The sequence below is a fragment of the Mucilaginibacter sp. A5337 genome, from assembly GCF_059690695.1.
On record NZ_JCAWEC010000012.1, the window covers coordinates 27,840 to 53,232 of the forward strand.

Annotated in this window: 23 protein-coding genes; 11 read left to right on the forward strand and 12 right to left on the reverse strand. The window is 42.4% G+C overall.

Features of this window, described 5'->3' with window-relative positions; translation table 11 throughout:
* Window positions 1-107 precede the first annotated feature (107 nt).
* The gene (locus tag AC59JO_RS27545) at window positions 108-1,193 is read right to left on the reverse strand and encodes a metallophosphoesterase (protein ID WP_497309493.1); all 1,086 of its coding nucleotides are present in this window, start codon (window positions 1,191-1,193) and stop codon (window positions 108-110) included.
* Window positions 1,194-1,343: 150 nt separating this feature from the next.
* Here AC59JO_RS27545 and AC59JO_RS27550 point away from each other — a divergent pair, with 150 nt between their 5' ends.
* Genes AC59JO_RS27550 through AC59JO_RS27575 form a run of 6 tightly spaced genes read left to right on the forward strand, consistent with a single transcriptional unit; the run spans window position 1,344 to window position 5,165 of the window.
* Complete coding sequence (locus tag AC59JO_RS27550; protein WP_413670341.1) at window positions 1,344-1,715, forward strand: hypothetical protein; 372 nt, start codon at window positions 1,344-1,346, stop codon at window positions 1,713-1,715.
* Window positions 1,716-1,768: 53 nt separating this feature from the next.
* The gene (locus tag AC59JO_RS27555; RefSeq protein WP_413670340.1) at window positions 1,769-2,428 is read left to right on the forward strand and encodes a hypothetical protein; all 660 of its coding nucleotides are present in this window, start codon (window positions 1,769-1,771) and stop codon (window positions 2,426-2,428) included.
* Window positions 2,392-3,222 (forward strand): sensor histidine kinase, encoded by an 831-nt coding sequence (locus AC59JO_RS27560; protein WP_497309495.1) that lies wholly within the window; start codon window positions 2,392-2,394, stop codon window positions 3,220-3,222. The genes AC59JO_RS27555 and AC59JO_RS27560 overlap by 37 nt, the downstream gene beginning before the upstream one ends.
* Window positions 3,188-3,829, forward strand: coding sequence for a response regulator transcription factor (locus AC59JO_RS27565; protein ID WP_497309497.1), 642 nt, complete (start codon window positions 3,188-3,190; stop codon window positions 3,827-3,829). Before AC59JO_RS27560 ends, AC59JO_RS27565 begins: the two co-directional genes overlap by 35 nt.
* 29 nt (window positions 3,830-3,858) lie before the next feature.
* Window positions 3,859-4,929, forward strand: a complete 1,071-nt coding sequence (locus AC59JO_RS27570; protein WP_413670337.1) for a PA0069 family radical SAM protein — start codon at window positions 3,859-3,861, stop codon at window positions 4,927-4,929.
* A gap of 50 nt (window positions 4,930-4,979) precedes the next feature.
* On the forward strand, window positions 4,980-5,165 hold the full coding sequence (locus AC59JO_RS27575; RefSeq protein ID WP_497309499.1) for a hypothetical protein: 186 nt from the start codon (window positions 4,980-4,982) through the stop codon (window positions 5,163-5,165).
* Here the strand turns inward: AC59JO_RS27575 and AC59JO_RS27580 are convergent.
* From AC59JO_RS27580 to AC59JO_RS27600, 5 genes are all read right to left on the reverse strand, one after another.
* On the reverse strand, window positions 5,158-5,568 hold the full coding sequence (locus AC59JO_RS27580; protein ID WP_413670335.1) for a ribosomal maturation YjgA family protein: 411 nt from the start codon (window positions 5,566-5,568) through the stop codon (window positions 5,158-5,160). The genes AC59JO_RS27575 and AC59JO_RS27580 overlap by 8 nt on opposite strands.
* Window positions 5,569-5,631: 63 nt before the next feature.
* The gene (locus AC59JO_RS27585) at window positions 5,632-6,486 is read right to left on the reverse strand and encodes a hypothetical protein (RefSeq protein ID WP_413670334.1); all 855 of its coding nucleotides are present in this window, start codon (window positions 6,484-6,486) and stop codon (window positions 5,632-5,634) included.
* 51 nt (window positions 6,487-6,537) lie between these two features.
* The gene (locus tag AC59JO_RS27590) at window positions 6,538-7,281 is read right to left on the reverse strand and encodes a zinc ribbon domain-containing protein (RefSeq protein WP_413670333.1); all 744 of its coding nucleotides are present in this window, start codon (window positions 7,279-7,281) and stop codon (window positions 6,538-6,540) included.
* Window positions 7,281-8,378, reverse strand: coding sequence for a Nif3-like dinuclear metal center hexameric protein (locus AC59JO_RS27595; protein WP_413670332.1), 1,098 nt, complete (start codon window positions 8,376-8,378; stop codon window positions 7,281-7,283). The genes AC59JO_RS27590 and AC59JO_RS27595 overlap by 1 nt, the downstream gene beginning before the upstream one ends.
* A 32-nt stretch (window positions 8,379-8,410) precedes the next feature.
* Window positions 8,411-8,773 (reverse strand): TM2 domain-containing protein, encoded by a 363-nt coding sequence (locus tag AC59JO_RS27600; RefSeq protein WP_091209948.1) that lies wholly within the window; start codon window positions 8,771-8,773, stop codon window positions 8,411-8,413.
* 132 nt (window positions 8,774-8,905) lie between these two features.
* Between AC59JO_RS27600 and AC59JO_RS27605 the strand changes: the two genes are divergently transcribed.
* From AC59JO_RS27605 to AC59JO_RS27620, 4 genes are all read left to right on the forward strand, one after another.
* Window positions 8,906-9,886, forward strand: a complete 981-nt coding sequence (locus AC59JO_RS27605; RefSeq protein WP_497309503.1) for an NAD-dependent epimerase/dehydratase family protein — start codon at window positions 8,906-8,908, stop codon at window positions 9,884-9,886.
* A gap of 3 nt (window positions 9,887-9,889) precedes the next feature.
* On the forward strand, window positions 9,890-10,681 hold the full coding sequence (locus tag AC59JO_RS27610) for an SDR family NAD(P)-dependent oxidoreductase (protein WP_413670330.1): 792 nt from the start codon (window positions 9,890-9,892) through the stop codon (window positions 10,679-10,681).
* Between the two features lie 4 nt (window positions 10,682-10,685).
* Window positions 10,686-10,961 (forward strand): hypothetical protein, encoded by a 276-nt coding sequence (locus AC59JO_RS27615; RefSeq protein WP_413670329.1) that lies wholly within the window; start codon window positions 10,686-10,688, stop codon window positions 10,959-10,961.
* A gap of 160 nt (window positions 10,962-11,121) precedes the next feature.
* On the forward strand, window positions 11,122-13,470 hold the full coding sequence (locus AC59JO_RS27620; protein ID WP_497309505.1) for an ABC transporter permease: 2,349 nt from the start codon (window positions 11,122-11,124) through the stop codon (window positions 13,468-13,470).
* 146 nt (window positions 13,471-13,616) lie between these two features.
* On the opposite strand, the gene AC59JO_RS27625 is transcribed toward AC59JO_RS27620, so the two are convergent.
* Window positions 13,617-14,972 carry a UDP-N-acetylmuramoyl-tripeptide--D-alanyl-D-alanine ligase gene (locus AC59JO_RS27625; protein WP_497309507.1) on the reverse strand — a complete coding sequence of 452 codons (1,356 nt, stop codon included), beginning with the start codon at window positions 14,970-14,972 and terminating at the stop codon, window positions 13,617-13,619.
* A gap of 171 nt (window positions 14,973-15,143) precedes the next feature.
* Window positions 15,144-17,318: a DNA helicase RecQ gene (gene recQ / locus AC59JO_RS27630; RefSeq protein ID WP_497309509.1), complete on the reverse strand. Its 2,175-nt coding sequence runs from the start codon at window positions 17,316-17,318 to the stop codon at window positions 15,144-15,146.
* Between the two features lie 243 nt (window positions 17,319-17,561).
* Here recQ and AC59JO_RS27635 point away from each other — a divergent pair, with 243 nt between their 5' ends.
* Window positions 17,562-20,069, forward strand: coding sequence for a M14 family metallopeptidase (locus tag AC59JO_RS27635; RefSeq protein ID WP_497309511.1), 2,508 nt, complete (start codon window positions 17,562-17,564; stop codon window positions 20,067-20,069).
* 149 nt (window positions 20,070-20,218) lie between these two features.
* Here the strand turns inward: AC59JO_RS27635 and AC59JO_RS27640 are convergent, their stop codons facing one another.
* The 4 genes from AC59JO_RS27640 to AC59JO_RS27655 all read right to left on the reverse strand — a co-directional run bounded on the left by AC59JO_RS27640 (window position 20,219) and on the right by AC59JO_RS27655 (window position 25,239).
* Window positions 20,219-22,666 (reverse strand): TonB-dependent receptor domain-containing protein, encoded by a 2,448-nt coding sequence (locus AC59JO_RS27640; RefSeq protein WP_497309513.1) that lies wholly within the window; start codon window positions 22,664-22,666, stop codon window positions 20,219-20,221.
* 301 nt (window positions 22,667-22,967) lie between these two features.
* A complete protein-coding gene (locus AC59JO_RS27645) occupies window positions 22,968-23,189 on the reverse strand; it encodes a hypothetical protein (protein ID WP_497309515.1) in 222 nt (73 codons plus the stop codon).
* Between the two features lie 12 nt (window positions 23,190-23,201).
* On the reverse strand, window positions 23,202-24,881 hold the full coding sequence (locus AC59JO_RS27650; RefSeq protein WP_497309517.1) for a PspC domain-containing protein: 1,680 nt from the start codon (window positions 24,879-24,881) through the stop codon (window positions 23,202-23,204).
* A 25-nt stretch (window positions 24,882-24,906) separates the two neighbouring features.
* Window positions 24,907-25,239, reverse strand: coding sequence for a PadR family transcriptional regulator (locus AC59JO_RS27655; protein WP_497309519.1), 333 nt, complete (start codon window positions 25,237-25,239; stop codon window positions 24,907-24,909).
* Between the last annotated feature and the right edge of the window lie 154 nt (window positions 25,240-25,393).

Consider the following 25,393-nt stretch of genomic DNA (forward strand, 5'->3'; position numbering starts at 1 on the left):
CGTTGATTTCGTTGATTTTTTCTTTTGGGGATTACACTGATTGATTTTTTGATTTCTCCGATTGAGGTTAGCCTGTTGCCTTTTACCTTTCGCCTTTTACCTCGGTCTTAAAACAATTCCTCTAACCTGCACTCCTCCAGTATTATCCTTTCGCTTTGATTTTGTGCGTTGTATTCCCATTTAATTAAACGGATTTGACCATCGGCAATTTCAATGCCTGTTATATCGCCGTCATCATAGCAACAACAACCGCTGTTGAAATAGCTTGGATCGCATGTGCTGAAATCGGGAACAATATCACCTTTTATCTGCCTGTTTACAATTTGTTTGTTTAGTTCATCGGCCAGTTTATCGTCTCCTGACTTTCTTGCTTTGGCAATGTCGTTATAGAGCCTTTCGAGATGGGTTAGCGACCTGAATACCGGCTGATGGGTGTGCCCGGTTATAAGCAGTGTGTTTTTTTGCCTTTGGCTCCATTCGTACATAATGCGGTTGTGATCTGTTTTGAGCAGATCATTATTTGCCGGGGTATTAGGATTGATTTTAAGATAAGCCTGGAAAGGCGCCCAAATATTGGATACAAACCATTTACTGAACCAATTGCCATCGCTTTGCAAATCGCCCTGGTGGCCGTGCGTCATGAAAATATTTAAAAGTTTGCCATTAATTTGAGTTTGTAAAACGGCCCCTTCATAAATCTTGATTGCTTCGTCATAAATCTGCTTTAAACCTGCAGCTGCTAAGGGATCATTATCCCAGTACAGGTCATGATTGCCGAAAATTTTTATGAAGGCCTTGCGTTGAATGAATCGCTTTTCGCTTTCAAATGTGGCTTTGTTGTACTTTTTTATGGTGATGAACAGGTTTTCCCAAAGCTCCTCGCTATCGCCGAGGTTAATGTAGAAAAACTGTTGTTGGTGATAGTAATCAAGCGCTGTAAGGTAGTTTCTCTCTGCAAGGGCAAAGATGTCCGTATCGTCCCGGGCGCCTTTATGCTGATCGGAGAGGATAACAAATTTATCTTTTTCTGTATCAAAGGGTATTACAAGGCCTTTTTTGCCCGAAGCTGTGAGCAAGCTTTTGTATAAGCGGTTCAATGATCTGTTTACCCTTTTCTTATCCGGCCTCGAAGATAATCTATCGGCAAGGCGGGCCACGGGTTTTGTTAACAGTTGCTGCAGAAACTTACGCATGGTTTTTTAACATATAATATAACTGATTGTGTTGTGGGTTAATAGTTGATTTTTGGGTGTTTAAACGGGATATAATACGGTGAAATAACGGATAGGTTGTTTTAGTATAATTAGTTAGATTAGGCCTGATTTAAAGACACCCTAAATTATATGGAACCTATTGACTTAAAAACAGCCAGGGAAATGGTAGCCCGGTATAAGGAAACCCGTAAAGCAGTTATTGACAAACATCATGAGGTTAACGATACGGAATCGACATGGATTTCGATTGATAAGCTGAAGGATTTTGTTAATAATTTACCGCCTGAAGCCACTGGTGTAAGGTTGCATTTCGGAGTTCATGATGCCGATCATAGCAATGCACCGCACCAAACGTCGGTTGCTATAGTTGGCACTGTCGCCGGCGCGGGTAAAGATGAACATATTGATGCAATACAAAGTGACCAGGTTGCAAACCTGTCGGTAAACGGGCTGGCCGCTTTAAGCAGCGGAAGAGAATGTCCGCCTATGTGCCAGGGATAGAATAAATCAACCAGTTTCATGAATGCTAAAGTATATATGTTATTTTAGCATTCATGCTGGAGAATTTTTACTATGTAATGGATGTGGTGGCTTTTGTATGCTGCCTTTTTACATATAAAGGGCTTGATAAGAACTTTAAAAGATTATTGCCCTTATTGAGCTTTTTGCTTGTTTATGATTTTGTGAACATTTTTGGCTGGCTAAACATTTATCATTCAAACGCGTGGTGCAATAATATTGAAGACATACTGTTGTTTGCCTTTTTTACATGGTTTATTCAGGGGTTTGACGAGCGCATTGAAAAACGAAAGAAGGTTTATATAGGTGCCGGCTTAGTTATTTTGCTATCAATACTGGATATATTATTTGTACAAGGCGGGATATGGAAAAGGGCAACCGCAGCTACTGTTATACAAAATCTGTTCTTGATATGGATGATCTGTAATTATTACTATCGTCTCCTGAACAATGATAGTGACGAATACATCGAGCTGATAACCCACCCCCCTTTCCTGGCATTAACAGGTATATTTTTTTATTACTTATCCACTACGTTTTTTTACTCATGTTTTAGTTATATGGTGTATCGGAACAATTATCATTTTTATTTGATAACGGCCACACTGCTTAACCTAACAACTTTTGCATTGAATTTTTTATTTTCAATAGCCTTTATATGCTCTTTCAGGAAGAACAGGTTATCCTCGTTATAATAGCAGGCTCGGCACTTATGCTGTTGCTGGGCGTATTTATAATTAGCTTTATGCTGATATATCAAAAAAAGCAGAACAAAAACCTGCTTGAGCGCGAAAACCTTAAAGCCTCATTTAAGCAGGAAATGCTAAAAACCCAGATAGAGATCCAGGAGCAAACACTTAATGATATCAGCCGCGAAATTCATGATAACATTACGCAGGTTTTGTCATTTGTAAAATTAAATCTGGGCTTACTGAACAATAGTCTCGATGAGGAAAAAAAGGCGCGCGTAAATGAAAACCGCGAATTGGTTTCGCAAACCATTAATGATTTAAGAAACCTTTCAAAAAGCATGAGTTTTGAGCATATCAGTTCGCAGGGGCTCATAAAAACGCTTGAAACAGAAACCGATCGTTTAACCCGGAGCGGTATTATTAATGTTGCTTTTGAGGTTGAGGGAGATGTGTACAGTTTGGGCGAACAGCGTGAGCTGGTGATATTCCGGATCTTCCAGGAGGCCGTAAATAATACCTTAAAATACGCTAAAGCGGCTAACCTTAAAATCGGTTTGTATTATACTGCACAAATGTTTAATTTGCTCATCGAAGATGATGGTGCTGGTTTCAATGCCGAAAAGGTTGATAATAAGGGCGGTTCGGGATTACGGAATATTGAAAACAGGGCAGCTTTAGTAGGCGCAGATGTAATTATTGCCAGCTCGCCTGGTAAGGGTTGCCAGATAAAATTGTCGTTCAATCCCCTGGTACAACAAATTTATGCTAAAGGAACCCATTCAAATAGCCTTAGTTGATGATCATAAGCTCTTCAGGAGTGGTATGGCCGCTCTTGTCACCAATTTTAAAAGATACAATATACTATTTGAGGCCGCAAACGGGCAGGAACTAATTGATTCCATTAATAAGGGCATGATTCCTGATATTATACTGCTGGATATCAGCATGCCGGTTATGGATGGCGTTGAAGCAGCGCAAGTGCTCAGGGCTAAACATCCCGGTGTCAGGGTTATTATATTATCCATGTTTGAAGACGCCGAAAAGGTGCTGCTCATGGTGAAAATGGGGGTTAAAGGCTACCTGCTCAAGGATTCTGAACCTTACGAAGTTGAAGAGGCCCTTTTGAAGGTTTCGCAGGGGGAGCTTTATTATCCCGAATTTGTAACCCGCCACCTGATCACCAATTTCAACAGCAAATTAGAGAATATTAAGCTTAACCCGCGCGAGATTGAGTTTCTGCGCCTTACCGGTACCGAGCTCACCTATAAAGAAATTGCCGACACCATGAATATCAGCGTGCGTACCGTTGATAGTTACCGTGATCAGCTTTTTGAGAAACTTCAGATCAAAAGCCGCGTAGGGTTGGTTTTATACAGCATAAAAAATAAATTGATTGAATTGTAATTTGCTAATAAATTTAGCAAATTTGTTCAATGTCACATGAGGAAAATCCGGATTTTTTTAAGGGACGAGGGGCGCAGGTAAATACCCACAATAAGTTTCTGAAAAACAAGTATGTACTTGATCATATCGAGGGAATTGACGAGCCTTTGCTTGAAAATTCCAACACACAGCTTTTTGAAGAAACACCCAAAAAAATAGTAAGCGAATCCAATAGTCCCGATCTGAGCCATATGTACTCCATAAACCCTTACCAGGGTTGTGAGCATGGTTGCATATATTGTTATGCCCGAAACAGTCATGAGTATTACGGCTTTAGCGCCGGGCTTGACTTTGAACGCAAGATCATCATTAAACCCAACGCGCCGGAATTGCTTGAGCAATATTTCAACAAAAAAAATTATAAGCCGGTTTGCATTATGCTGTCGGGTAACACCGATTGCTATCAGCCTGTTGAACGTAAACTGGGGATAACGCAGAAGCTGTTGGAAGTTTTTTGGAAATATAGAAACCCGGTAAGTATCATTACCAAAAATAACGTGATCCTGCGGGATATCGATCTGCTTGCTGATATGGCCAAGCTGAACCTTGTGCATGTCAATGTATCCATCACCTCTCTTAATGAGCAATTGCGTCAAAAACTGGAACCCCGTACAGTAACAGCGACAGGCAGGCTGGCGGTGGTGCAGAAGCTATCTGAAAGAGGGATTCCTGTGCGCGTAATGGCTGCTCCTATTATTCCCGGTTTAAACAGTAACGAAGTACCCAACATCATCCGTGCCGCGGCTGACCGTGGCGCTTTGGCGGCAGGTTTCACCATGGTGCGCCTCAATGGGAGCATTGCCGAAATTTTTAGCGACTGGATTTACAAAGCCTTCCCCGACCGGGCCGAAAAAGTATTGAATATGATCCGTTCAACGCATGACGGCAACTTAAATGACAGCGATTACGGCCGCCGGATGAGCGGTGATGGCAAAATAGCCGAATCCATCCATCAAATGTTTAAAATGGCCTGTAAACGCTTTATGGCCGACAGGCAGATGCCGGAATATGACTATAGTTTGTTTGTACCGAAGAAGGGGAAGCAGACGAGTTTGTTTTGAGATTCTTTAACGAAATGGATTTTTTGTAAACTTGATAAAAGTGTATAGCAATGGTATTAATATTAAAAAATGGAGCGCCAAGAAAAGAGATAAGGGCTATTGAGAAAAAAGTTTATAAAGAATCTCCGGTTACTGGTTTCGATGCAAAAAAATACAACGGCGTGATTTCCTTAAACGAGAGCGCAATGGCTATTCAAGCCAAACTTAGAAATGAATGGAAAAGAGATTTTAGTTGATTTCTACTTTATGTAATTTACTTAAGAAATAGACATCAATCCCAGTCCCCATCCCTACCCCAATCGCATAACACAACAAATCACTCCACAAAAAACCTTCACCCAACACTAACCTGCCAAACAAGGTGTGTCGCAGGTCATTTATCCAGGGCGCTTTATAAAGCTGGCTAAACTCTATCGCAAAGCAAAATATCAAAGCTACTATCACATTGAATTTAACAGACTTGTTGATAAAAAGAAACCGCATGATAAAGTAAACCATGGTAGCCCATAAAATATCGCCGATAAATAAAGGAATAGCGGCAAAATGCCTTGATAATAGCCCCAGGACTATGGCAATTATAATGAGAATGAAATAAGTAATCCGGTTCTTCTTGAACTTCATCTTTTTATGAATGGTCATTACTTTACTTGCATAAGTTAATCATAGTTTTAAAAAGGGGTGATTGGGAATTAAAATATGGTTTTAACAATAGTAGGGAATAAATACGAATGAAGCGTATTCATTACCCTTTTTGGATCTTGTAAAATTCTTATCCGCAAGCTTAACCTCAAATACAATACCCTTTGATTGTAAATTAATGATTTTAACAGTATCCGGCTTTTGAAGGTGTACCTTATTAAGGGTATAGTTAGGTTTAGTTAATATTTTCTGATCGTCGGAGAGCTGATCGGCAATTCGTTCAGATAGTATTGCTTTATAGTTTTTAAGTATTTCCCGTTTATGTTTATTTTCGTAAGCATTCAGGAAGGCATTGAATTTTGTTCGTTTACCGGCATCAAATATATAGTTAGCTTCAATGAGCCTGTTTTTTTTAAGGTCGATGTTCAGATATTCGATATAAGGTGAAAGCAAATCTCTTCCATGGTAGTCTAACCTAACCTTATAACTTAGTATCCTTGAGTTTGAAAATAAAATGGCAGTTTCAATCTGTTCCGTTGGTGTAGAAATACTGTCATTAGACCGATCGACCTGGGCGGTAAATAGTTTTTTTAAGGCAGTTTCGGAGCTTAGGTCTGGCTTTGGGTCAGATAATATCCATTCACTGGCTTTTAGAATAAGCAAGTTGAGCGGATTATAAATTTCTCCTTTTGTGTTTTGTGAAAGCAGAATAGTACTTTCTGTTTCACAATCAGGCAAACAATTTAGCTTATAAGCCGTCCAGTTGATTTTGCCATTATTATTTTGACCGAATGCTTTAAAGGATACCGGTACTAATAGACAAAGAAGACCAATGATAAAGTTGATTTTTGAAGCCGCTTGCGTTAGGTTTGGCATTGATTGATTTTGACAAAGCCAATATATAAATGATTGAAACAAAAAAGGCACCCATTGGGTGCCTTTGATATATTTAACTTTATAAATGGTTGCTTATGCTTCTTCAGCTTCCAAGGCCATTTGCTCGTCAACAAGGATCCGTCCGCAATGTTCGCAAACGATGATCTTTTTACGCTGACGGATGTCTGACTGGCGCTGAGGCGGGATTTGGTTAAAGCAACCAGAGCATGAATCACGTTGGATGGTTACAACTGCAAGGCCGTTTTTAGCATTTTGACGTAAACGGGTGTAAGCAGTTAATAAACGCTCTTCGATGTTGTCCATAGCTTTTGCAGCCTGGGCATTCAACTCAGTTTCTTCTTTTTCAGTTTCGGCAGTAATGGTGCCTAATTCTTCTTTCTTGGCGTCAAGATCGCTCTGACGGGCTTCCAAATCGGCAAGGGCTTTTTCGTAAACCTGGGTTTTGTTGGTGATCTCGAAGCCGTACTCACGGATCTTCTTTTCGCTCACCTGTATATCTAAGCCCTGAATCTCAATTTCTTTTGAGATTGCGTCATATTCGCGGTTGTTTTTAACCTCGTTTAGCTGGCCTTCGTATTTTTTGATGTTTGCCTGAGCTTCTTTGATCAGGTTTTTACGGGTAACTATGTCATCTTCCACATCGTCAAGTTCACCTTTGATCTTTTGGATGCGGGTTTCAAGGCCTGCAACGTCGTCCTCAAGGTCGGCAACTTCCATTGGCAATTCGCCCCTTACCTGGCGGATCCTGTCAATCTTGGTGTGGATAGTTTGTAGCTCGTATAAAGCTTTAAGCTTTTGTTCTACGGTTTGTTCCATTAAATAAAATATTTGACGGGGTTTGTATTTACTTCTGTTAAACGGACGGCAAAGATAGGGAATTTTTTTCTAATTATTTCATACAATAATTGCTGCGTAAATTGTTCACTTTCAAAGTGTCCGATATCTGCAATAACTATCTTTCCTTCGGCATCAAAAAACTCGTGATACTTGTAATCGGCAGTGATAAAAACATCAGCTCCGGCAGCTATGGCATGCTTCAGCAAAAAGCCTCCCGAACCACCGCAAACCGCCACTTTTTTAACGTGTTTACCCAATAATTTAGTATGCCGTATCACATGCGTGCGCATCTTATCCTTTACATGAAACAGGAAACTTTCCTCGTTGATTGGTATTTCCAGCTCACCTATCATACCCGAGCCAACCTGCTGATGCTGGTTGGTTAAATTATAAAGATCATAGGCAACTTCCTCATAGGGATGGGCCAGGATCAGTGCCATCAGAATTTTGCTTTCCAGGTTGGCCGGATAAACGGTTTCAATACGCACCTCGTTTTCCTTGTGGCGTTTACCGACTTCGCCAACGTAAGGATTAGCAGCTTCATTGCCCTTAAAGGTGCCGGTACCTTCGGTATTAAAACTCACTTCGCTATAATTGCCAATGTTGCCGGCACCTGCATTAAACAATGCGTCGCGTACGGCATCGGCATGGCTCAACGGAACATAGGTAACCAATTTTTTAATCAGGTTATGTTTGGGCAGTAGTATGCGGGTGTTCTTTAAACCCAAAGTTTCGCAAATACGGGCGTTAACGCCTGTCATGATACTATCCAGGTTGGTATGAATGGCATATATCGCGATCCCTTTACGGATAGCTTTTTCAACCACACGCTCTACATAAGTTTTGCCGTTGAATTTTTTCAATCCCTTGAAAACTATAGGGTGGTGAGATATGATCACCTGGCAACCGGTAGCGATAGCTTCGTCAACCACAGCTTCGGTACAGTCAAGCGAAACAAGCGCCTGGCTCACTTCCTGGTCGGGGTTACCAACTATCAAGCCAGAATTATCATAATCTTCCTGGTAGTTGAGTGGCGCAAGGCTTTCGAGGTATGCAGTTAGGGCTGATAATTTCATTAATCAAGTATAACAATAAATAATGGCGTTAGTTAGCTGCTCATTTTAGCCATCTGGTAGCTTTCATAAGCCATGTTCTTATTATACTCCAAAGTTATCGACTTATTGTTGATCAAATCTACAATAGTACCTATAACGCAAAGTCCTCCTGTAAAAAAGTAAAGGATGCCCATACCTATCTGGCCCAATACAAAACGCTGAATCCCTGCAAAGCCAACAAAACCAAGCAGGGTAAATAATAATATATCCTGTGAGTTTTTGCGCTTGTTGCTGTAAACCATGTAGAAATATTTCTTTTGATTTTCGGTTAAATCGGGTGTTGCATGTTGTAAAAAGCCCAACTCCTCGGGCGAAAAACCGGCAAAAGTATTATAGGGGTCTTGTGGTGAACTCATGTTTGGTAAAGGCTTTGTTATTGCTATGAGTCAAATTTAAATATTTACCGCATTAAAACTATAGGTTAAAAAATGATTTAAAAATTCTTTCCCTTACATAGGGGTAAACCTGTATCCGGTTGTAATACCTGTATGAAAGTTTTAGTAACCGGCGCAACAGGTTTTATTGGCAGGCAGCTAAGCCTGGATTTGGCTATGCAGGGCTACGATGTTAAAGCCTTATGCCGCAATATCGATCATCCCTATCTAATAAAGCATAAAAATATTGAACCGGTTACAGGGAATATCCTGTATCGGCAAAGCCTGGGCAGAGCAATACAGGATTGCCATCAGGTTTATCACACAGCAGCTATGGCCAAAATGTGGTGCCGCAATCCTGATGATTACCATGAAACCAATGTTGTAGGCACCCGTAATGTGCTTGAAGTTGCCGCTAACGCTGGTGTGCAAAAAATTGTCTACACATCAACCTGCGGGGTATGGGGCCCAACGGTGAAGCATCCCATGAGCGAGAGCGATCCACGCATAGCGGGCTTTCCCATCGCATATGAGCGTACCAAATACCTGGCCGAACTTGAGGTGCAAAACTTTGCAAAGCAGGGAATGCAGATAGTTACCGTAAACCCATCGCGCGTATATGGCGAAGGGCCTGTTACCGAGAGTAATACAGTGGGCAAAATGGTTTCGGCCTATTTGCGGGGCAAATGGCGTTTTATTCCAGGTAGCGGCGAGCAGGTAGCTAACTATGCTTTTTTAAATGATGTTGTTAACGGACATATAGCTGCCATGGAAAAGGGCCGGAGTGGCGAGCGCTATATTTTAGGTGGAGAAGATATCAGCTTTAATACTTTTTTCAATGTGATACATGAGGTGTCAGGTAAACAGCATCGCCTCGTTCACCTGCCTTTAAAAGCGATTGAATTTTATAGTCATATTGAAAAGTTGAAAACACAACTTACGGGCTTGCGTCCTTTCTTTTTGCCTGAATTTGCCGAGCGCTTAAAGTACGATCAGAAATACAGCAGTAATAAAGCCATAGCGCAACTGGGTTACCGGATAACCCCTTTTACCGAAGGAATGCACAAAACAATTAATTACCTGATACAAGCCTGAATCATGATAAACCAAACCGCCATCATAACCGGCGCCAGCGAAGGATTGGGCAAATCGTTTGCCATTGAACTGGCATCGCGGCAAATAAACCTGGTATTGGTATCGCTGCCTTCATCGGGTTTGCCCGAGCTGGCATCCTTTATCCGCAAAAACTTTGAGGTTAAAGTAAATTATCTGGAAATTGATTTAACACTTGCCGAAAGTTACCCGGCAATTTTTAATTACCTTAGTGATGAGCAAATCACGGCGCATCTGCTTATCAATAACGCAGGCCTGGGCAACTGGTCGTGGTTTGAAGATCTCAACATCGGTTTCTATAAAAAGCAAATTGAACTAAACGTGATTACACCTGTACTGCTTACACGCTTGTTTCTGGCCCAGACCGATACCTCGGCTACTTCATATATATTAAATGTAGGCAGTTTGGGCGGTTTGTTTGTGGTGCCTAAAAAGCAGGTTTATGGTGCAACCAAATCATTCATCAGGTATTTTACCAAATGCTTGCAGCTGGAACTGCATGGTTCAAACGTAAAGATCAGCCTGCTTAGTCCCGGAGGTATTAATACCAAGCCCGAACTGCTGGTGATGAATAATAAGCTTAAAGGTATATCAAAGGCAACCATTATGGAGCCCGGGCACGTAGCACGTATAGCGGTGGATGGTTTGCTGAAAGGAAAAAAAGAGATCATCCCCGGTATGATAAACCGGATGCTTGTTTTATTAAACAGTTTGCTGCCTGCCGGTGTTAAAGAAATCATTATAAGACAGCGACTGGCCACCATTATTAAAAGCTGACAGCATGATCATTTCATTACTTACCTATAGGCATATTAAAAATCTTTGCAGCTTTTTTAAGCGCACGCGCAATAGCTTTAAGCTTATTAATAACGAGCGTATTGTTATTATTTCGGGCAGCATGCGCGGGTTGGTGCTGTATTTTGACCGCGATGCCTGCGAGGTAAAAAATGGTGAAACAGACTTTATAAGTATCGATATAACCCGCGATTTTTCGGTAGATATGCTGATGCGGATCCTCGTGAACCACAATATGATAACCCCTGTTTTTGAAGGCTGATAGCATCCCTGCTCTTAATTAAGCCGTTACATAAGTGAACACCTGCCTGTCCGTATCCGAACGGTAGTAGATTGTGTTGTTTGTTTAAGTTGTTGATAAATAGGCGTTTAATATATTGGCATTGTTTTATCTGCCGTACAAACAGATAAAATGGATTTTTATGCTGAAGAACTATATCAAAACGGCCTGGCGTAATCTCATTCGTAATAAATTTTATTCGGTGATCAATATTGCTGGGTTAACTGTGGGCCTTGCCATCGGAATCCTCATCTTGCTTTGGGTGCAGGACGAGTTTAGCTTTGACAGTTTTCATAAAAACGCGTCCAATATTTACCGGGTAGAACTTTTTGGTGGTACCGGCGCATCAAAACAGATCTGGCAGGTTACCGTTGCGCCGATGGGCCCTTTGGCTAAACAGGAGCTGCCCGCTGTGCAAAACCAGGTGCGCCTTACCGATAACTGGCTTTTTTCATTGTATAAATACCAGGATAAAGTTTTCAGTGAGCAGGCGGTTGGTTTTGCCGATCCATCGCTGTTTACCGTATTTGATTTTCCGCTGATTGAGGGTAATAAGGCAAAGCCTTTTGTAAGCGATAATTCGGTTGTGATCACAAAAAGTACAGCAAAGAAATATTTCGGGAATACGGATGCTATCGGAAAAGTTATTGTTGCCGATAATAAAGAGAACTTTACGGTATCGGGTGTTATTAATGATTTTCCACTTAACTCAAGTATTCATTATGACATGATCATGCCCATGAGCTATCATGTTAAGGTTTTTAAAGTTGATGTGAACCATGATTTCAGTAATTATGCCTATGAAACCTATTTGCAGCTAAGGCCCGGCACATCATTAAAACAGCTATCGGCCGATTTGAATAGCATTCACCTGAAACGGAAGCCCGAGGATACCGATGCTGACTATCTCGTGCTGCCCATCAGTAAAATGCATCTTTACAATGCCGACGGCACCGACCGCGGTATCAGCACTGTGCGCATCTTTATTATTATAGCTTTAGTAATACTGGTTATTGCCTGTATTAACTATGTTAATCTTTCAACAGCGCGGGCCATGCTGCGGGCCAAGGAGATCAGCATGCGAAAGATCATCGGCGCAGCAAAAACACAATTGTTTATGCAGTTTGTCATCGAAACGGCCTTGTTGTTCATGCTTTCGTCGGTTTTGGCGGTGCTGGTAATTTATAATGTGATGCCGGTATTTAATACAATTGCAGGCAAGCAGCTGGTGTTTAATCTTTCCGACTTCCACATCTGGCTGGTTATCGCAGGAACAATAACCGCTACCCTGCTATTATCCAGTATTTACCCGGCATTGTTGCTTTCATCTTTCGAACCGTTGAAGGCACTTAAAGGCAAAATATCAAACGGTATTGGCGATGTGCTTTTCCGTAAAATACTGGTGGTAGTGCAGTTTACCTTTTCGGTAGTGCTTATTGTGAGTACTTTGGTTATTACCCGGCAACTCAAGTACATCCAGTCGAAAAATTTAGGGTACGATAAAAGCCGCGTTTTTGGTGTTTGGCTGCGCGATGCCTCAAGGCATTATGATGCCGTAAAGACCGAGCTTTTGAAGGAACCCGGTATAGAGGCCGTAACCCATGCAACGAGCAGTATCATTAGTAGCGGCATGATATCGGGGGATAATTCATGGGATGGCAAGGCGCCAGGCCAAACATTTATCCTTCACCCTATGGGGATAGATAAAGACTTTATCCGGTTTTTTAAACTCAAAATGCAGCAAGGCGGCAGCTTTACCGGTGCTGTAGCAGATTCCACTCATTTTATACTTAACGAAGCAGCCGTAAAGGAAATCGGGATGAAAAACCCTATCGGCAAGCATTTCCGTTTCCAAAAAACAAACGGAACCATCATCGGCGTAATTAAAGACTTTCATTTTGCCAGCCTGCGCGAGAAAATTGCGCCTGCTATTTTCTTTTATCGCCCTGCTGTTTATCAAACCATGTATATAAAAACCAGCACCAATAATGCTGCCGCAGCTATAGCCGCAGTGGGTAGCCAGTTTAAACAATACAACGGCGAGTTTCCTTTTTCTTATAACTTCCTGGACGAAGAATTCAATAACCTTTACCAGGGCGAACAGCGTGAAGGAACTTTGTTTAACTATTTTGCAGGGATTGCAATTTTTATCTCCTGCCTTGGCCTGCTTGGTTTGGCGGCCTTTACCGCCCAGGTGCGCACCCGCGAAATAGGCGTGCGCAAAGTTTTAGGCGCAACAGTAGGCAGCGTGGTTACCCTGTTGGCTAAAGATTTTATCAAGCTTGTGTTGATAGCTATTGTAGTAGCTTTTCCGATAGCATGGCTGGCTATGAGCCACTGGCTTGACGCTTTCGCCTACAGAGTGGGTATTAGCTGGACAACTTTCCTGTTATCTGCAGTTATTGCCATATTGATAGCCTTTATTACCATCAGTTTTCAATCGATTAAAGCCGCACTGGCTAATCCGGTTGATAGTTTGAGGAGGGAGTAGCTTAAATGTTTCTCCCTCCTGACAAATTGTAGAGTCCAGACTTACGAAGTTTTCAAAACTTCGTAAGTCTTCAACTGTTTTGTCACTTACCCATCAGAGTCCGCCAGAGTTTCAAATCTGCAAGTGGATTTTTTGATACCTAATTCCTAAAATAGTTCCACCAGCCGCTCCAAAGCCATCCCTCTTGATCCTTTGATCAGGATAGTTGAATTGGTAATAGGCTGTGCTTTCAAAGCTGCAATAGCATCTTCGGCGGTTTCATAAAACTTGTCCATGGTCCATGGTCCATGGTCTACGGACTGGGACGCAGCCAAAAAATCCTTGCCGATAAAAATCCGTTCATTAACAGCTGTATCCATTGCCTTTTTAATTACTGCCGCGTGTTCAACTGCCGCTTCCGGGCCCATTTCAAACATATCCCCCAAAATAAGCACTTTTCTTTTTGCATCAATTTTGCCCACGTTTTCAATGGCAACAAACATGCTGCTCGGATTGGCATTGTAGTAATCGCAAATGAGGGTATTGGTAGCCGTTTGCACAATTTGCGAGCGGTTGTTTTTAGGTTGATAGCCTTCTATACCGGCATTAATTTCATTGGCCGATAAGCCGAGGTAAGTACCAATACATATCGCCACTAAAATATTAGGCAAATTATAAGTGCCGGTTAGCTGGGTTTTAACTTTATAGCTGTCGCCTGTTTTATTGTTGGTCCACTCCAAAGTAAGTAACGGAGAGTTCTCTAACAGTTCACCGTTGATTAGGTTATCAATAGCATCAGTACCATAATATTCTACATGAGGTAAATGACGGGCAGCAGCCATCTCCATTAAAACAGTATCGTCGCTATTTATAAAAACAACGCCGCCTGCATTACCTGCTCCCCCTTTAGGGGGCTGGGGGGCGAAGAAATCATACAACTCTCCTTTACCCTTCTTCACGCCTTCAACTCCGCCAAAACCTTCCAGGTGTGCTTTACCAACATTGGTAATTAAGCCATGTGATGGTTGAGCAATACTGCACAGTAGTTCTATCTCTTTTTGATGATTGGCACCCATTTCAATCACGGCCACTTCATGACCGGCATCAATGGTTAGTATAGTAAGCGGCACGCCAATATGGTTATTTAAGTTACCCTGGGTTGCCAGGGTTTTGAAATGCTGTGAAAGCACGGCATTGATCAGCTCCTTGGTGGTGGTTTTGCCATTGGTGCCGGTAAGCCCAATAACCGGGATGCCAAGCTGGCGGCGATGGTGGCGGGCCAGATCCTGTAAAGTAGTTAAAACATCCTCAACCAATAGATATTGCTCGCTCAGCTGATATTCGGGGTTATCAATTACGGCATAAGCCGCACCGGCCTCAACTGCTTTTTGAGCGAATGTATTTGCATCAAACTTATCGCCCTTGAGCGCGAAGAACAGGCTGCCGGGTGCTATTTTCCTGGTATCGGTGCTAATTACGGGGTGTTTGAGGTATATATCGTAGAGTTGGGTTGTAGTAGTCATGTGTGTTGAACAAATACAATTCAAAATATGTCATTATTATCTTGCGCTCGTTTGCAACGAGTGCTTAACGTGGTTCGGCGATTGTATCGCGAGGCTTGCGTTTTAAACGCAAATCTATTTTAAGCGCTCGTTGCAAACGAGCGCAAGTTTTCTCATCAAACTTAGCAAAAATTATTCCCCTTTGTTCATCCAGCCAATTACAGCTTTGATTTCACCATAGCTGTAATCATCGCCTAAAATTTCTTTCAGGGGTGATAGCCTTTCGGCTCCATAACTTTCAACGGCATCGGCAATAACAGCGATCTTTTTCTGCGGAACTATTTCCGTGATATCCAGATCTCCATTTTGCACATAATAGCTGAGGTGTGTTTCTATGGTAGCTGTAGTAAACCCACGTTCAGCCGCTATTTCGGCAACCGTTTTCCCGGAGCGGTATAGCTCAAATGTTTCGGCCTTTGTATCCTTACCGCGAGGCGATAATGCCGGCTTTAGAGATTTAGCCTTCCGCTCGCGCTTGGGCGATTTCTGTTTAATTTTTGAACCGAGGCCTTTCTCTGCGCAATACTCCTTAACCGGCTGTAGCAGCTCCCGGCCATAGCGTGCCAGTTTAACATCGCCAAAACCTGATATTAATCGTAGTTCATCCAAACTTTGTGGCAGGTAGGTAGCCATTTCCTGTAGTGTGGCGTCGGATACAATAACATAAGCCGGTACATTTTCACTCTCGGCAATGCCACGCCTAACCTCCCTTAGCCGGTTGAATAACGGAACCTCATGCGGCAGGCTTTCTTCATGATGAACTTCCTCTACCTTCTCTATTTCAATAAACTCAACCTTTTGGCCACCTTTTAAAACATCTGCACTTTGCGCCGTAAGCTTTAAAACCGGGTACTCGTCCCCGGCGGTTTGCAGGTATCCCATGGTTACCAGTTCGCGGATATGATGTTGCCAGTCGGCCTTGCTAATATCTGCGCCAATACCATAGGTTTTAAGCTGTTTATGTTCTTCGCGGATCTTGTCGCTTTTTGATCCCCGTAAAAAATCGATCACATAGTTTGCCCCGAAGCGTTCATTTAACCGGGCAACGGCCGAAAGTGCTTTTTGAGCGATCAGCGTGCCGTCAAAGCGTTTGTATTCGGTAAGGCAAACATCGCATGAACCGCATTTAGCCGGAAATTGCTCATCGAAATATTTCATCAGGTATTGCCTGCGGCAGGACAATAGCTGGCAATACTTCACCATATCATTGAGCTTGTTGAGCATGATACGGCTTTGTTGTTCGTTACCCTCAACTTTGGCAAAGCCCTGTAATTTCATAGCGTCGCCGGGCGAGTAAAGCAGCAATGCTTCGGATGGTAAGCCATCGCGCCCTGCCCTGCCGGTTTCCTGGTAATAGCCTTCAATGTTTTTAGGCAGATCAACATGCACCACATAGCGCACGTTTGATTTATTGATACCCATGCCGAAAGCGATGGTTGCCACAATGATCTTCAGGTCATCGCGTAAAAAGGCTTCCTGATTGCGGGCTTTAACCTCGTTGCTTAAACCAGCATGATAAGCTTCGGCAGCAAAGCCCTCATCCTTTAAATCCTCGGCCAAAGCTTCGGTTGATTTACGGGAGAGGCAATAAATAATGCCCGACTCATCTTTATGCTCATTCAAAAAGGCAATGAGCTGTTTAAAGCTATTCTTTTTAGGGGTTACCCGGTAAGTGATATTTGCCCTGTTAAATGAGGATACAAATATTGCCGGCGAATGAAGATTTAATTTCTCCAGAATATCTTTTTGCGTGAGTTTATCGGCCGTAGCCGTAAGCGCTATAACCGGTACCGCCGGAAATTCTTCCTTAAGCCCGGCAAGCATTAAATACTCAGGCCTGAAATCATGCCCCCATGACGAGATACAATGTGCTTCATCAATGGCTATCTGGGCTATTTTCAGCGTTTTCAGAAAGGGGATGAGCTTATTCTCTTTGTTATCCTTGCTCTCGGCACTGAACAGGCGTTCGGGGGCAAGGTAAAGCAGTTTGATCTCATTGTTCCTCAGTCTGTTCACTAAAACCCTTGTTTCTTCAGGGTTTAGTGACGAATTAAGGAAAGCCGCCGGGATGCCGTTAACATTCAGGCTATCTACCTGGTCTTTCATCAAGGCGATAAGCGGAGATATGACTATGGTAAGCCCATCAAGTAATACAGCAGGCAGTTGATAACACAATGATTTACCTCCACCAGTAGGCATCAGCGCCATAACGTCCTGCCCCCTTAGTATATTTTGAATAATAGCTTCCTGATCGTGCCTGAAGGCACTATAACCAAAATATTTTTGCAGGGCTTGTTGTGGGGTCATGTTTGTTGATTGCAGATGCACAATATGCAAATGTGCAGATTTCAGATTATAAATGTGCAGATTCCAGATGTGCAGATTTTAAATAATAAATGTGCAGATATACTGATGTGCAAATTTTAAAATACTTTACATCGCTATAAATAACAACAAAGCATTTTCCAATCATTTGCACATCCACTAATCTGCCAATATTTTTATGCATATTAGCTTATCTCTTTTCTCCTACACATTATTATATATTATATGATAAAAAGACATCTACTTCTCTTTGTATTTATCAGCTTGTTTTGCCCTGTCTTTGCACAAAAAATTCAGTCGCCGCAGGAGTTTCTGGGGTATAAGCTGGGAGAGCATTTTACGCCGCATTATCGTATTGTTGAATATTTTAGATATGTAGCATCGGCCTCAAAGAATGTAAAATTACAACAGTTTGGTACTACCAATGAGGGCAGGCCGTTACTGGCTATGTTCATCGCATCTGATGAAAATATTGGCAGGTTGGAAGAGGTTCGTCATAATAACCTCAAACTGGCCGGAATTGAAAGCGGTGGCGGCAGCACTGCTATGCCGGTTGTTACCTGGTTAAGCTACAACGTGCATGGTAATGAGCCTGCATCCAGCGAAGCTTCCATGTGGACTTTGTTTGACCTTGTTGATCCGGCAAACATCGCCACCAAGGCCTGGCTCAAAAATATGGTGGTTGTTATCGACCCCTGTTTAAACCCCGACGGGCGTGATCGCTATGTAAATTTTTATAATTCGGTAGTTGGCGCTGCGCCAGATCCCAGCCCAACATCGCGCGAGCACGTTGAACCATGGCCGGGTGGCAGGGTAAACCATTTTTACTTTGACCTTAACCGCGATTGGGCGTGGCAGCAGCAAAAAGAAACCCAGGCACGTGTGGGTTTATACAACCAATGGCTGCCGCAGGTTCATGTTGATTATCATGAGCAGGGTTATAATGCACCTTATTACTTTGCCCCAGCTGCTGAACCATATCATAAGGATATTACACCATGGCAACGCCAGTTCCAGATCACCATTGGTAAAAACAACGCCAAATATTTTGACCAAAACGGCTGGATGTATTTTACCAAATATGAGTTCGACCTGCTGTATCCTTCATATGGTGATACCTATCCTTTATATAATGGCTCTATCGGCATGACTTACGAGCAGGGTGGCATTAGTGCCGGTTTGGCTGTGGTTACCCGCAGCGGCGATACCCTTACGTTGGTGCAACGCGTGGCCCATCACCATTCAACAAGTTTAAGTACACTTGAAATAGCTGCATTAAATACCCAAAAGCTTTTGGACGAGTACAAAAAGTTTTTTGACAACAGCCGGGCCAATCCGCCGGGCGAATACAAAACTTATGTTATCAAAAATGATAATAACAACAAAGTTAACGCAGTGGCAAAGATGCTGAGCCGCAATGGTATCCAGTATGGTTTTGGTTTAGCCAATAAGGCGGTTACCGGCTTTAATTATGTGACCCAAAAAACAGAACAATATAATGTTGGTACAAATGACCTGGTAATTAATGCCTACCAGCCCAAAGCAGTATTGCTGCATGTGCTTTTGGAACCAAAAACATTTATACCCGATTCAAATACATACGATATTACGGCATGGTCGCTTCCGTATGCCTATGGTTTAAAAGCTTATGGCTTAAAGGAGTCTTTTAAGCCCGTCAGCGCAGAATGGAGTGTGGCCGAACCGAAGCCACTGGTAAATACGCATGCCTATGCTTATGTATCGGCATGGCAATCGGTTAATGATGTGAAATTTTTGGCTGCTTTGCTTAAAAAGAAGATCAAAGTTCGCTATGCCGAAAAGCCGTTTGAAGCCGGTGGCAAGCAATTTACAGCAGGCTCAATAATTGTTACCCGCGCAGGCAACGATCTGGCTGACTTTGACCAGGTAGTTACGCAAACTGCCGCGTCACTTAACCAGGAGATCACCCCCATTTCAACCGGGTTTGTGGATAAGGGGTCAGATATAGGTTCGGACGCGGTAAGATATATCCATCAACCTAAAATAGCTTTGATTGCCGGCGATGGCGTTAACTCGGAAGCCATGGGCGAGGTTTGGCATTTGTTTGAAGCACAAATCGGATACCCGGTTACTTTAATCAGGTATCAGGACTTAAGTCGCACAAAACTGGGCGAGTTTGATGTGGTGATTTGTCCGGATGGCCGCTATGAAGATTTTCCTTCGGATAAATTACAGAACTGGATCCGTGATGGGGGTAAGCTGATAGCAGTGGATAACGCCGTGTCATTACTGGTTGAAAAAAAGGGTTTCCTGATTAAGCATAAGGAAGAGAAAAAAGAAGACAAGGACAAAGAAAAGGACAAGGATAAAACCGTTAAATTATATGGAGATCGTGACCGGTTAGCACTTAGCGAATCAATTCCTGGCGCTATTTATAAACTGAACCTTGATAATACCCACCCGCTTGGTTTCGGTTTGCCGGATTATTACTATTCACTTAAGCTGAATGATGATATCTATGATCTTTTTTCGGGCGATGATGGCTGGAATGTAGGCACCATTAAAAAGGATGGCTATGTATCAGGCTTTGTTGGCCAGGAATCAAAAAAGAAGATCAATAACGGTTTGCTGCTTGGCGTGCAGCCTATGGGCCGTGGCTCGGTTGTTTATATGGTTGATGACCCGCTGTTCCGCAGTTTCTGGGAGAATGGTAAACTGCTATTTAGCAATGCCGTGTTTATGGTGGGACAGTAATAGCCTCGCCCCCCAGCCCCCTAAAGGGGGAGCAGTTACATCGCTCTTATAATTAAAAGGCAGGTTCTCCAAAATGAGAACCTGCCTTTTGTATTTATTAAGAATATGCTAATCAAAAGCTCCCCCTTTAGGGGGCTGGGGGGCGTGATTTAATTATTCCCCTTCACCCTGCCTTTTTCATCATCGGCACCTGAGCGGTGTTCGCGCATTTTGATGGCGTTGTTACCAAAGTTGTAGGTAAACGTGAGGCGCATTACGCGGGTATCATTCTTTTGTTTAATGACAAAGTTATTGTTTACCACCTGGCTGCTTAAGTCATTACGGCGGATGTTGAAGATATCATCACATGAAGCTTTAACGTTGAATTTTTTATTCATGAATGATTTGCTGATGCCCATATCTACCGAATAGCGCGGCCTGATTTTATAAATACCATAAGTTAATGCCGATTGATAATCGCCCATTACCTCGAAGCGGTAACCTGCAAATTTGAATGTTTGTGTTGTACGGCCCTGGAAAGCCCATTGTCCGTCGTTAAATTTTTGTCCGGCAAGGGTATCTGATTTAAAGCCCAGGTAAAACGCAGTGGCGTTAACATTACCTTCCCACCATTTAGTAATGGTAAATGGTGTGTTGATGTTGATATTGTAACCGGTTTGGGTTTGCAGGTTCTGGTGTGTTTCGAACGAGCGTTTGCCTTCGGTTAATATCAACTCGGTGATAGCGTCGGTAGTATGACTGTAGCCTAGGCTTACGTTGATGGTTTTATTATAGGTATAGTTAAACTCAAAGTTTTGAGTGTATTGCGGGTTCAGGAATGCGTTACCTTGTGAATAGGTATAAGGGTCAAGATAATAAACAAATGGGTTTAAATCGTCATATCCCGGGCGATCGATACGGCGGCTGTATGAAAAACTGATCTCGTTTTTATCGTTGATGGTTTGATTAATGAATGCGCTTGGGAACCAGTCAAGATAGCTCCTCTTAACTGGTGTGCTGCCAATCAGGTTACCTGTCGACCGGGTTTGTTCGGCACGTAAGCCAATCTGTACCGAAAACTTTTTGAATTGTTTGTTCAGGTTTAAATACCCGGCATTAATTTTTTCGTCGTAAATAAAACGGTTGGTACGGGTGGTGTCATTTCGGTAAGCCCCGTTGTCGTAAATCTGTGCCTGCAGATCGTTGTCGGTTTTAACACTGCTAAACTTTACACCGGCTTCCAGTTTAATGGTCTTGGTAAGCGGTTTGGTGTAATCGGCTTTACCTGTGTATATGCTGATGGTTGACGGGGTTTGGTTACGCAGCATTTGTGGCGCATGCTGTACACTGCCATCCGGTAAGAAATAATCTGTATTGTACATGGCGTTTGAGTTGTTTTTGAATTTAGAATAATCCAAATCAATGCTCAGTTCCTGCCCGCTGGTATCAAGCTTAAGCCTGTCGTTAAGGTTAAGGGCAAAGTTTTTATAGGTTTGCCTGATATCAGAAGTGGTATGCAGTGATGAATCGGCCACGCCAAATTGCTTGCCTATAATAGTACGGTTATCATTCAGGTCTTTTTCACTGTTTGAATAACCGCTTACCACAAAGCCAATAGTGTGTTTAGCGGTAAGATCGTAATCGGCACCTAAACGGTAGTTGTTGTAATGATAGGTGCTTGGCATGTCGGAGTTTTGGTTGAAATAAGTTTTGTTGCCCAGTGTATCCGTAATAATCCGGTCAATGCCAATAGTATGGCCGCGTTTGTTATCGCCCCTGCTTAATGAAGTAAACACATTCAATCCGCCGTCTTTATGATTAAGGTTTAGGCTGCTGTTATCGCGCCAGTATTTGCTTTTAGCGCCGCCAACAGTAAGGCTGCCGTTAGTGCCCGATTGTGTATTCTTTTTTAATTTAATGTTGATAATGCCCGAGTTACCGGCCGCATCATATTTTGCCGATGGATTGGTAATGATCTCGATGGATTTAATGGTACCGCCATCTGTTGAGCGTAACAACGTGGCCAGTTGCGCAGGTGTAAGATAAGTTAGCTTATCGTTAATCATTACGGTTACACCCTGTTTGCCTTTCAGACTGATATTGTCATCCTTGTCAACAGTAACGCCCGGGGCACGCTCTAAAATTTCCATAGCGGTATTGCCGGCTGCCAGTACGCTGTTTTCAACGTTCATGACGGTGCGGTCTATCTTACGTTCAATAAGGGGTTTGGTTGCAGTGATGGTAACGGCCTTTAATTCAGTACTGCCTGTGTGCAGGTTTAATGCCGGAGCTGTAACCTGCGACGCATTTGCCGGAACAGCGAAGCTTTTACTTACTGCTTTTTGATAGCCAACAACCGAGGCTTTGATGATATAGTTACCTGCTTTTATGTTGGTAAAAACATAAACCCCGGCATCGTTACTTAATGCTCCCTTAACTACTGTTGAGTCGGATGCACGTAATAGACTTACGGTTGCATAATCAAGGGGTTTGCCCTGCTCGTTAAGTAAGGCTCCGGATACCTTGGCGGCAGGCGGTGCCTGCTGGGCGAAGGATACACCGCAGCTGATAGCAACAAGCAGCAATGTACAAAATATGTTGTGTATGATAGTTTTCATTTTTAGTTCGGTTAAAAAGTAAGGGCAATACAATGCCGGTAAAGGATTAATCCTTTTTTAAAATTTGTAAATAAGTTTTCTTTAGTTTCCGGTGTGGTTTTTCCGGTTTTAAGGTTTTAGTAATTAAGAGATATAGGCGATTGTTTTCATAGTGTTCATGTTTTTGATTTAAATTTTTGGCAAAACAATCCCACCTGGCTTTTAGGCCATTTTTTGACTTTACTAAATTTATATTGCCGGATTGTCCGGAAGTGGTAATTGTGTTGCTTTTTACATTAAGATGCAAAAACAGGGGTATAGGTTACAGATTATTTTCACTTTTTAATGCGGGCATTAAATTTTTTGCGATATCCTTAATAATCCGGAAAGTAATTGGCATTTCATTTTGGCAGGGAATGTTTGCCTCCCCATTGCTTATCCTGTTGTTTAAAAGTGATTTGTCTCCCGCTTGCAACATAAAGTAAAAAGGAATAATAAGCCCGCTAGAAATTAGCAGGCTTATATATTTAAAAATGCTTTTCATAGGACGGTGCTTTTATTGTGCTTTTGTGGTATCGGGGCTTGCCTGTAAGGTATCTTGTTCCTGTCTGAGCGCTTTTAAACTATCGGCTTTCAATTTGGCCGCCTTTACCGGGTCAACTTTACATTCCAGCCCGTTTGCCGTCATGATATAGGTGGCAGTGGTGATGCCGTCGCCGTCGCTTTTGCACTCATAGATATTAAAGTTAATGTTGCGGTCGAGTTTTTGATCAATAACAATTTTAGCGTTAAGAGGAACCTTAAGCGTAAGGTGTAGTTCCTGCCCGCGCCATAAAAAGCCTTGAGGCATTTCCAGGTGACGGTCGAAATTTAATACCGAATCTTTTTGCTCAAAACGATAAGAGGCACTGCGGGCGTTGATCAAAGCTTCCTCAAGGTTGCTGCCGCGGGCGCTGAAGGTTTCGATAAGTACAGGTTGTGGCACATCACTCTTTTCAATATCGATGTTAACGTTGCGGTTTGGCATGTCATCGCCATTAAAATCATCATCTAAAATGATCATGCCTTTAAAGCGCTCGTTTATTTTAAGGCGGGTGCTGTCTTCGTTGCTTAAATATTTAGTATCATTCAGTTGCAGGTAATAGGTATTGTTTGCAGTTGGCTTAAGTTTAACCGTTTGCGTAAACTTACCACCCTCGCGAAAGCTGGCTGCTGTTTTTACGCCATAGTATGAAACTGCGCCCAGCGAGGCTAACCAGATACACAACAAGGTAGTACCAATTGAGCGGTTAAATGAAGCTTTTTTAAACAGAAAGCCTATAGTTGATAAAATAATGGCCAATAACGGTATAGATAACACCAGGAAACCGCTCACCATAAAAATGCCGTTGGCCTGGTGATTAGTTATGTTGAACGGAAACAGGTGATAGATGCCCATATTACCTGCAGCAAATAAAGCGATAAGCGAAACGATGAGCGCTATAGTCATGCCGAGGCAGGCCAATAAAACGGCCGCGGCCAATAGTTTACCAAGTAAACTACCGGTACCTCTTAAAAAGGCTCCAAGATGTTCAAAAATATCGCTGATCAGGTCGCGCACCTGGTAAATGAAAGGTTTGGCTTCATGTTTAAAGTTTTGAAGGTTTTCGCGTACGGTGCTTAACTCTTCTTCAAAGTTCTTTTTAAAACCTTTCAGATCCTGCTTTTCGCCCTTCATGGCCATGCGGTCGGCACGGGTGATAGCTTTCGGGACAACCATCCAAAGTATTACATATATAACAAGGCCCATGGCAGCAAAAAACGTTGAGATAACAAAGGCCAGCCTTACCCAGGCCGGGTTAACGTCAAAATAATTGGCAATACCGGCACATACACCACTGATGAGGTGATCATCCGGATCGCGGAAAAGCCTGCGGCGTTCGGTGTTGTACTCAAACGGATTTCCACCGGCAGATTTGGCATCGGTTTCGGCAGTTTCAAAATCCTGCACGCTGCCCATTTGCTCGGTAACTTCCTTAACATCTGCTTCCACAATAACTTGTTTGGCATCACGGGCAAGGATTTCGTTAAACATTTCGGCAATGCGGTTTTCAATGTCGGTGGTGATCTCCAGGCTATCGGCCGAAGTAGAAAAATGACGCTTTACATCCGTCATATAATTCTTCAATACTTCGTAGGCATCTTCTTCAATATGAAAAACCATGCCGTTTATATTTATGATAATTGTTTTGTTCATGATTATGGTGAGTTAGTAGGTTTTTCTATTTTCTGTCCCCGATAGCTGTTTGAACGGCAAATACCAGTTCCTGCCAGGTTTTGTCTAATTGTTCGAGCACTGCGCGGCCTTCTTCCGAGAGTACATAGTACTTTCGGGGAGGCCCGGAAATTGACTCGACCCAGTTGTAGGTGAGCAGTCCATTGTTTTTTAAACGGGTTAAAAGAGGATACAGAGTACCCTCAACTACAAGCAGTTGGGCTTTCTTAAGTTCAGCAATTATGTCTGATGCATATGTTTCGCCCTTAGCTATGATGGAGAGAATGCAATACTCCAGTATGCCTTTCCTCATTTGGGTTTGGGTGTTTTCGACGATCATAATACAAAGATATATGTTTTAGATTGTATTATGCAATACATAGTACTATAATTATTATTGTTTTAACTGAATCTTGGTTTTTTGAAAAAAAAATGACGTTTTAAAAGAAATTACTTGACTTTTTGATAACGTAACATTACTTTTATGATTAATT

Excerpts from the sequence above, each read along its gene's own strand:
- AC59JO_RS27545 (WP_497309493.1), bottom strand. The coding sequence starts at position 1,193 with ATGCGTAAGTTTCTGCAGCAACTGTTAACAAAACCCGTGGCCCGCCTT.
- AC59JO_RS27550 (WP_413670341.1), top strand. The coding sequence starts at position 1,344 with ATGGAACCTATTGACTTAAAAACAGCCAGGGAAATGGTAGCCCGGTAT.
- AC59JO_RS27555 (WP_413670340.1), top strand. The coding sequence starts at position 1,769 with ATGCTGGAGAATTTTTACTATGTAATGGATGTGGTGGCTTTTGTATGC.
- AC59JO_RS27560 (WP_497309495.1), top strand. The coding sequence starts at position 2,392 with ATGCTCTTTCAGGAAGAACAGGTTATCCTCGTTATAATAGCAGGCTCG.
- AC59JO_RS27565 (WP_497309497.1), top strand. The coding sequence starts at position 3,188 with ATGCTAAAGGAACCCATTCAAATAGCCTTAGTTGATGATCATAAGCTC.
- AC59JO_RS27570 (WP_413670337.1), top strand. The coding sequence starts at position 3,859 with ATGTCACATGAGGAAAATCCGGATTTTTTTAAGGGACGAGGGGCGCAG.
- AC59JO_RS27575 (WP_497309499.1), top strand. The coding sequence starts at position 4,980 with ATGGTATTAATATTAAAAAATGGAGCGCCAAGAAAAGAGATAAGGGCT.
- AC59JO_RS27580 (WP_413670335.1), bottom strand. The coding sequence starts at position 5,568 with ATGACCATTCATAAAAAGATGAAGTTCAAGAAGAACCGGATTACTTAT.
- AC59JO_RS27590 (WP_413670333.1), bottom strand. The coding sequence starts at position 7,281 with ATGGAACAAACCGTAGAACAAAAGCTTAAAGCTTTATACGAGCTACAA.
- AC59JO_RS27595 (WP_413670332.1), bottom strand. The coding sequence starts at position 8,378 with ATGAAATTATCAGCCCTAACTGCATACCTCGAAAGCCTTGCGCCACTC.
- AC59JO_RS27600 (WP_091209948.1), bottom strand. The coding sequence starts at position 8,773 with ATGAGTTCACCACAAGACCCCTATAATACTTTTGCCGGTTTTTCGCCC.
- AC59JO_RS27605 (WP_497309503.1), top strand. The coding sequence starts at position 8,906 with ATGAAAGTTTTAGTAACCGGCGCAACAGGTTTTATTGGCAGGCAGCTA.
- AC59JO_RS27610 (WP_413670330.1), top strand. The coding sequence starts at position 9,890 with ATGATAAACCAAACCGCCATCATAACCGGCGCCAGCGAAGGATTGGGC.
- AC59JO_RS27615 (WP_413670329.1), top strand. The coding sequence starts at position 10,686 with ATGATCATTTCATTACTTACCTATAGGCATATTAAAAATCTTTGCAGC.
- AC59JO_RS27620 (WP_497309505.1), top strand. The coding sequence starts at position 11,122 with ATGCTGAAGAACTATATCAAAACGGCCTGGCGTAATCTCATTCGTAAT.
- AC59JO_RS27625 (WP_497309507.1), bottom strand. The coding sequence starts at position 14,972 with ATGACTACTACAACCCAACTCTACGATATATACCTCAAACACCCCGTA.
- recQ (WP_497309509.1), bottom strand. The coding sequence starts at position 17,318 with ATGACCCCACAACAAGCCCTGCAAAAATATTTTGGTTATAGTGCCTTC.
- AC59JO_RS27635 (WP_497309511.1), top strand. The coding sequence starts at position 17,562 with ATGATAAAAAGACATCTACTTCTCTTTGTATTTATCAGCTTGTTTTGC.
- AC59JO_RS27640 (WP_497309513.1), bottom strand. The coding sequence starts at position 22,666 with ATGAAAACTATCATACACAACATATTTTGTACATTGCTGCTTGTTGCT.
- AC59JO_RS27645 (WP_497309515.1), bottom strand. The coding sequence starts at position 23,189 with ATGAAAAGCATTTTTAAATATATAAGCCTGCTAATTTCTAGCGGGCTT.
- AC59JO_RS27650 (WP_497309517.1), bottom strand. The coding sequence starts at position 24,881 with ATGAACAAAACAATTATCATAAATATAAACGGCATGGTTTTTCATATT.
- AC59JO_RS27655 (WP_497309519.1), bottom strand. The coding sequence starts at position 25,239 with ATGATCGTCGAAAACACCCAAACCCAAATGAGGAAAGGCATACTGGAG.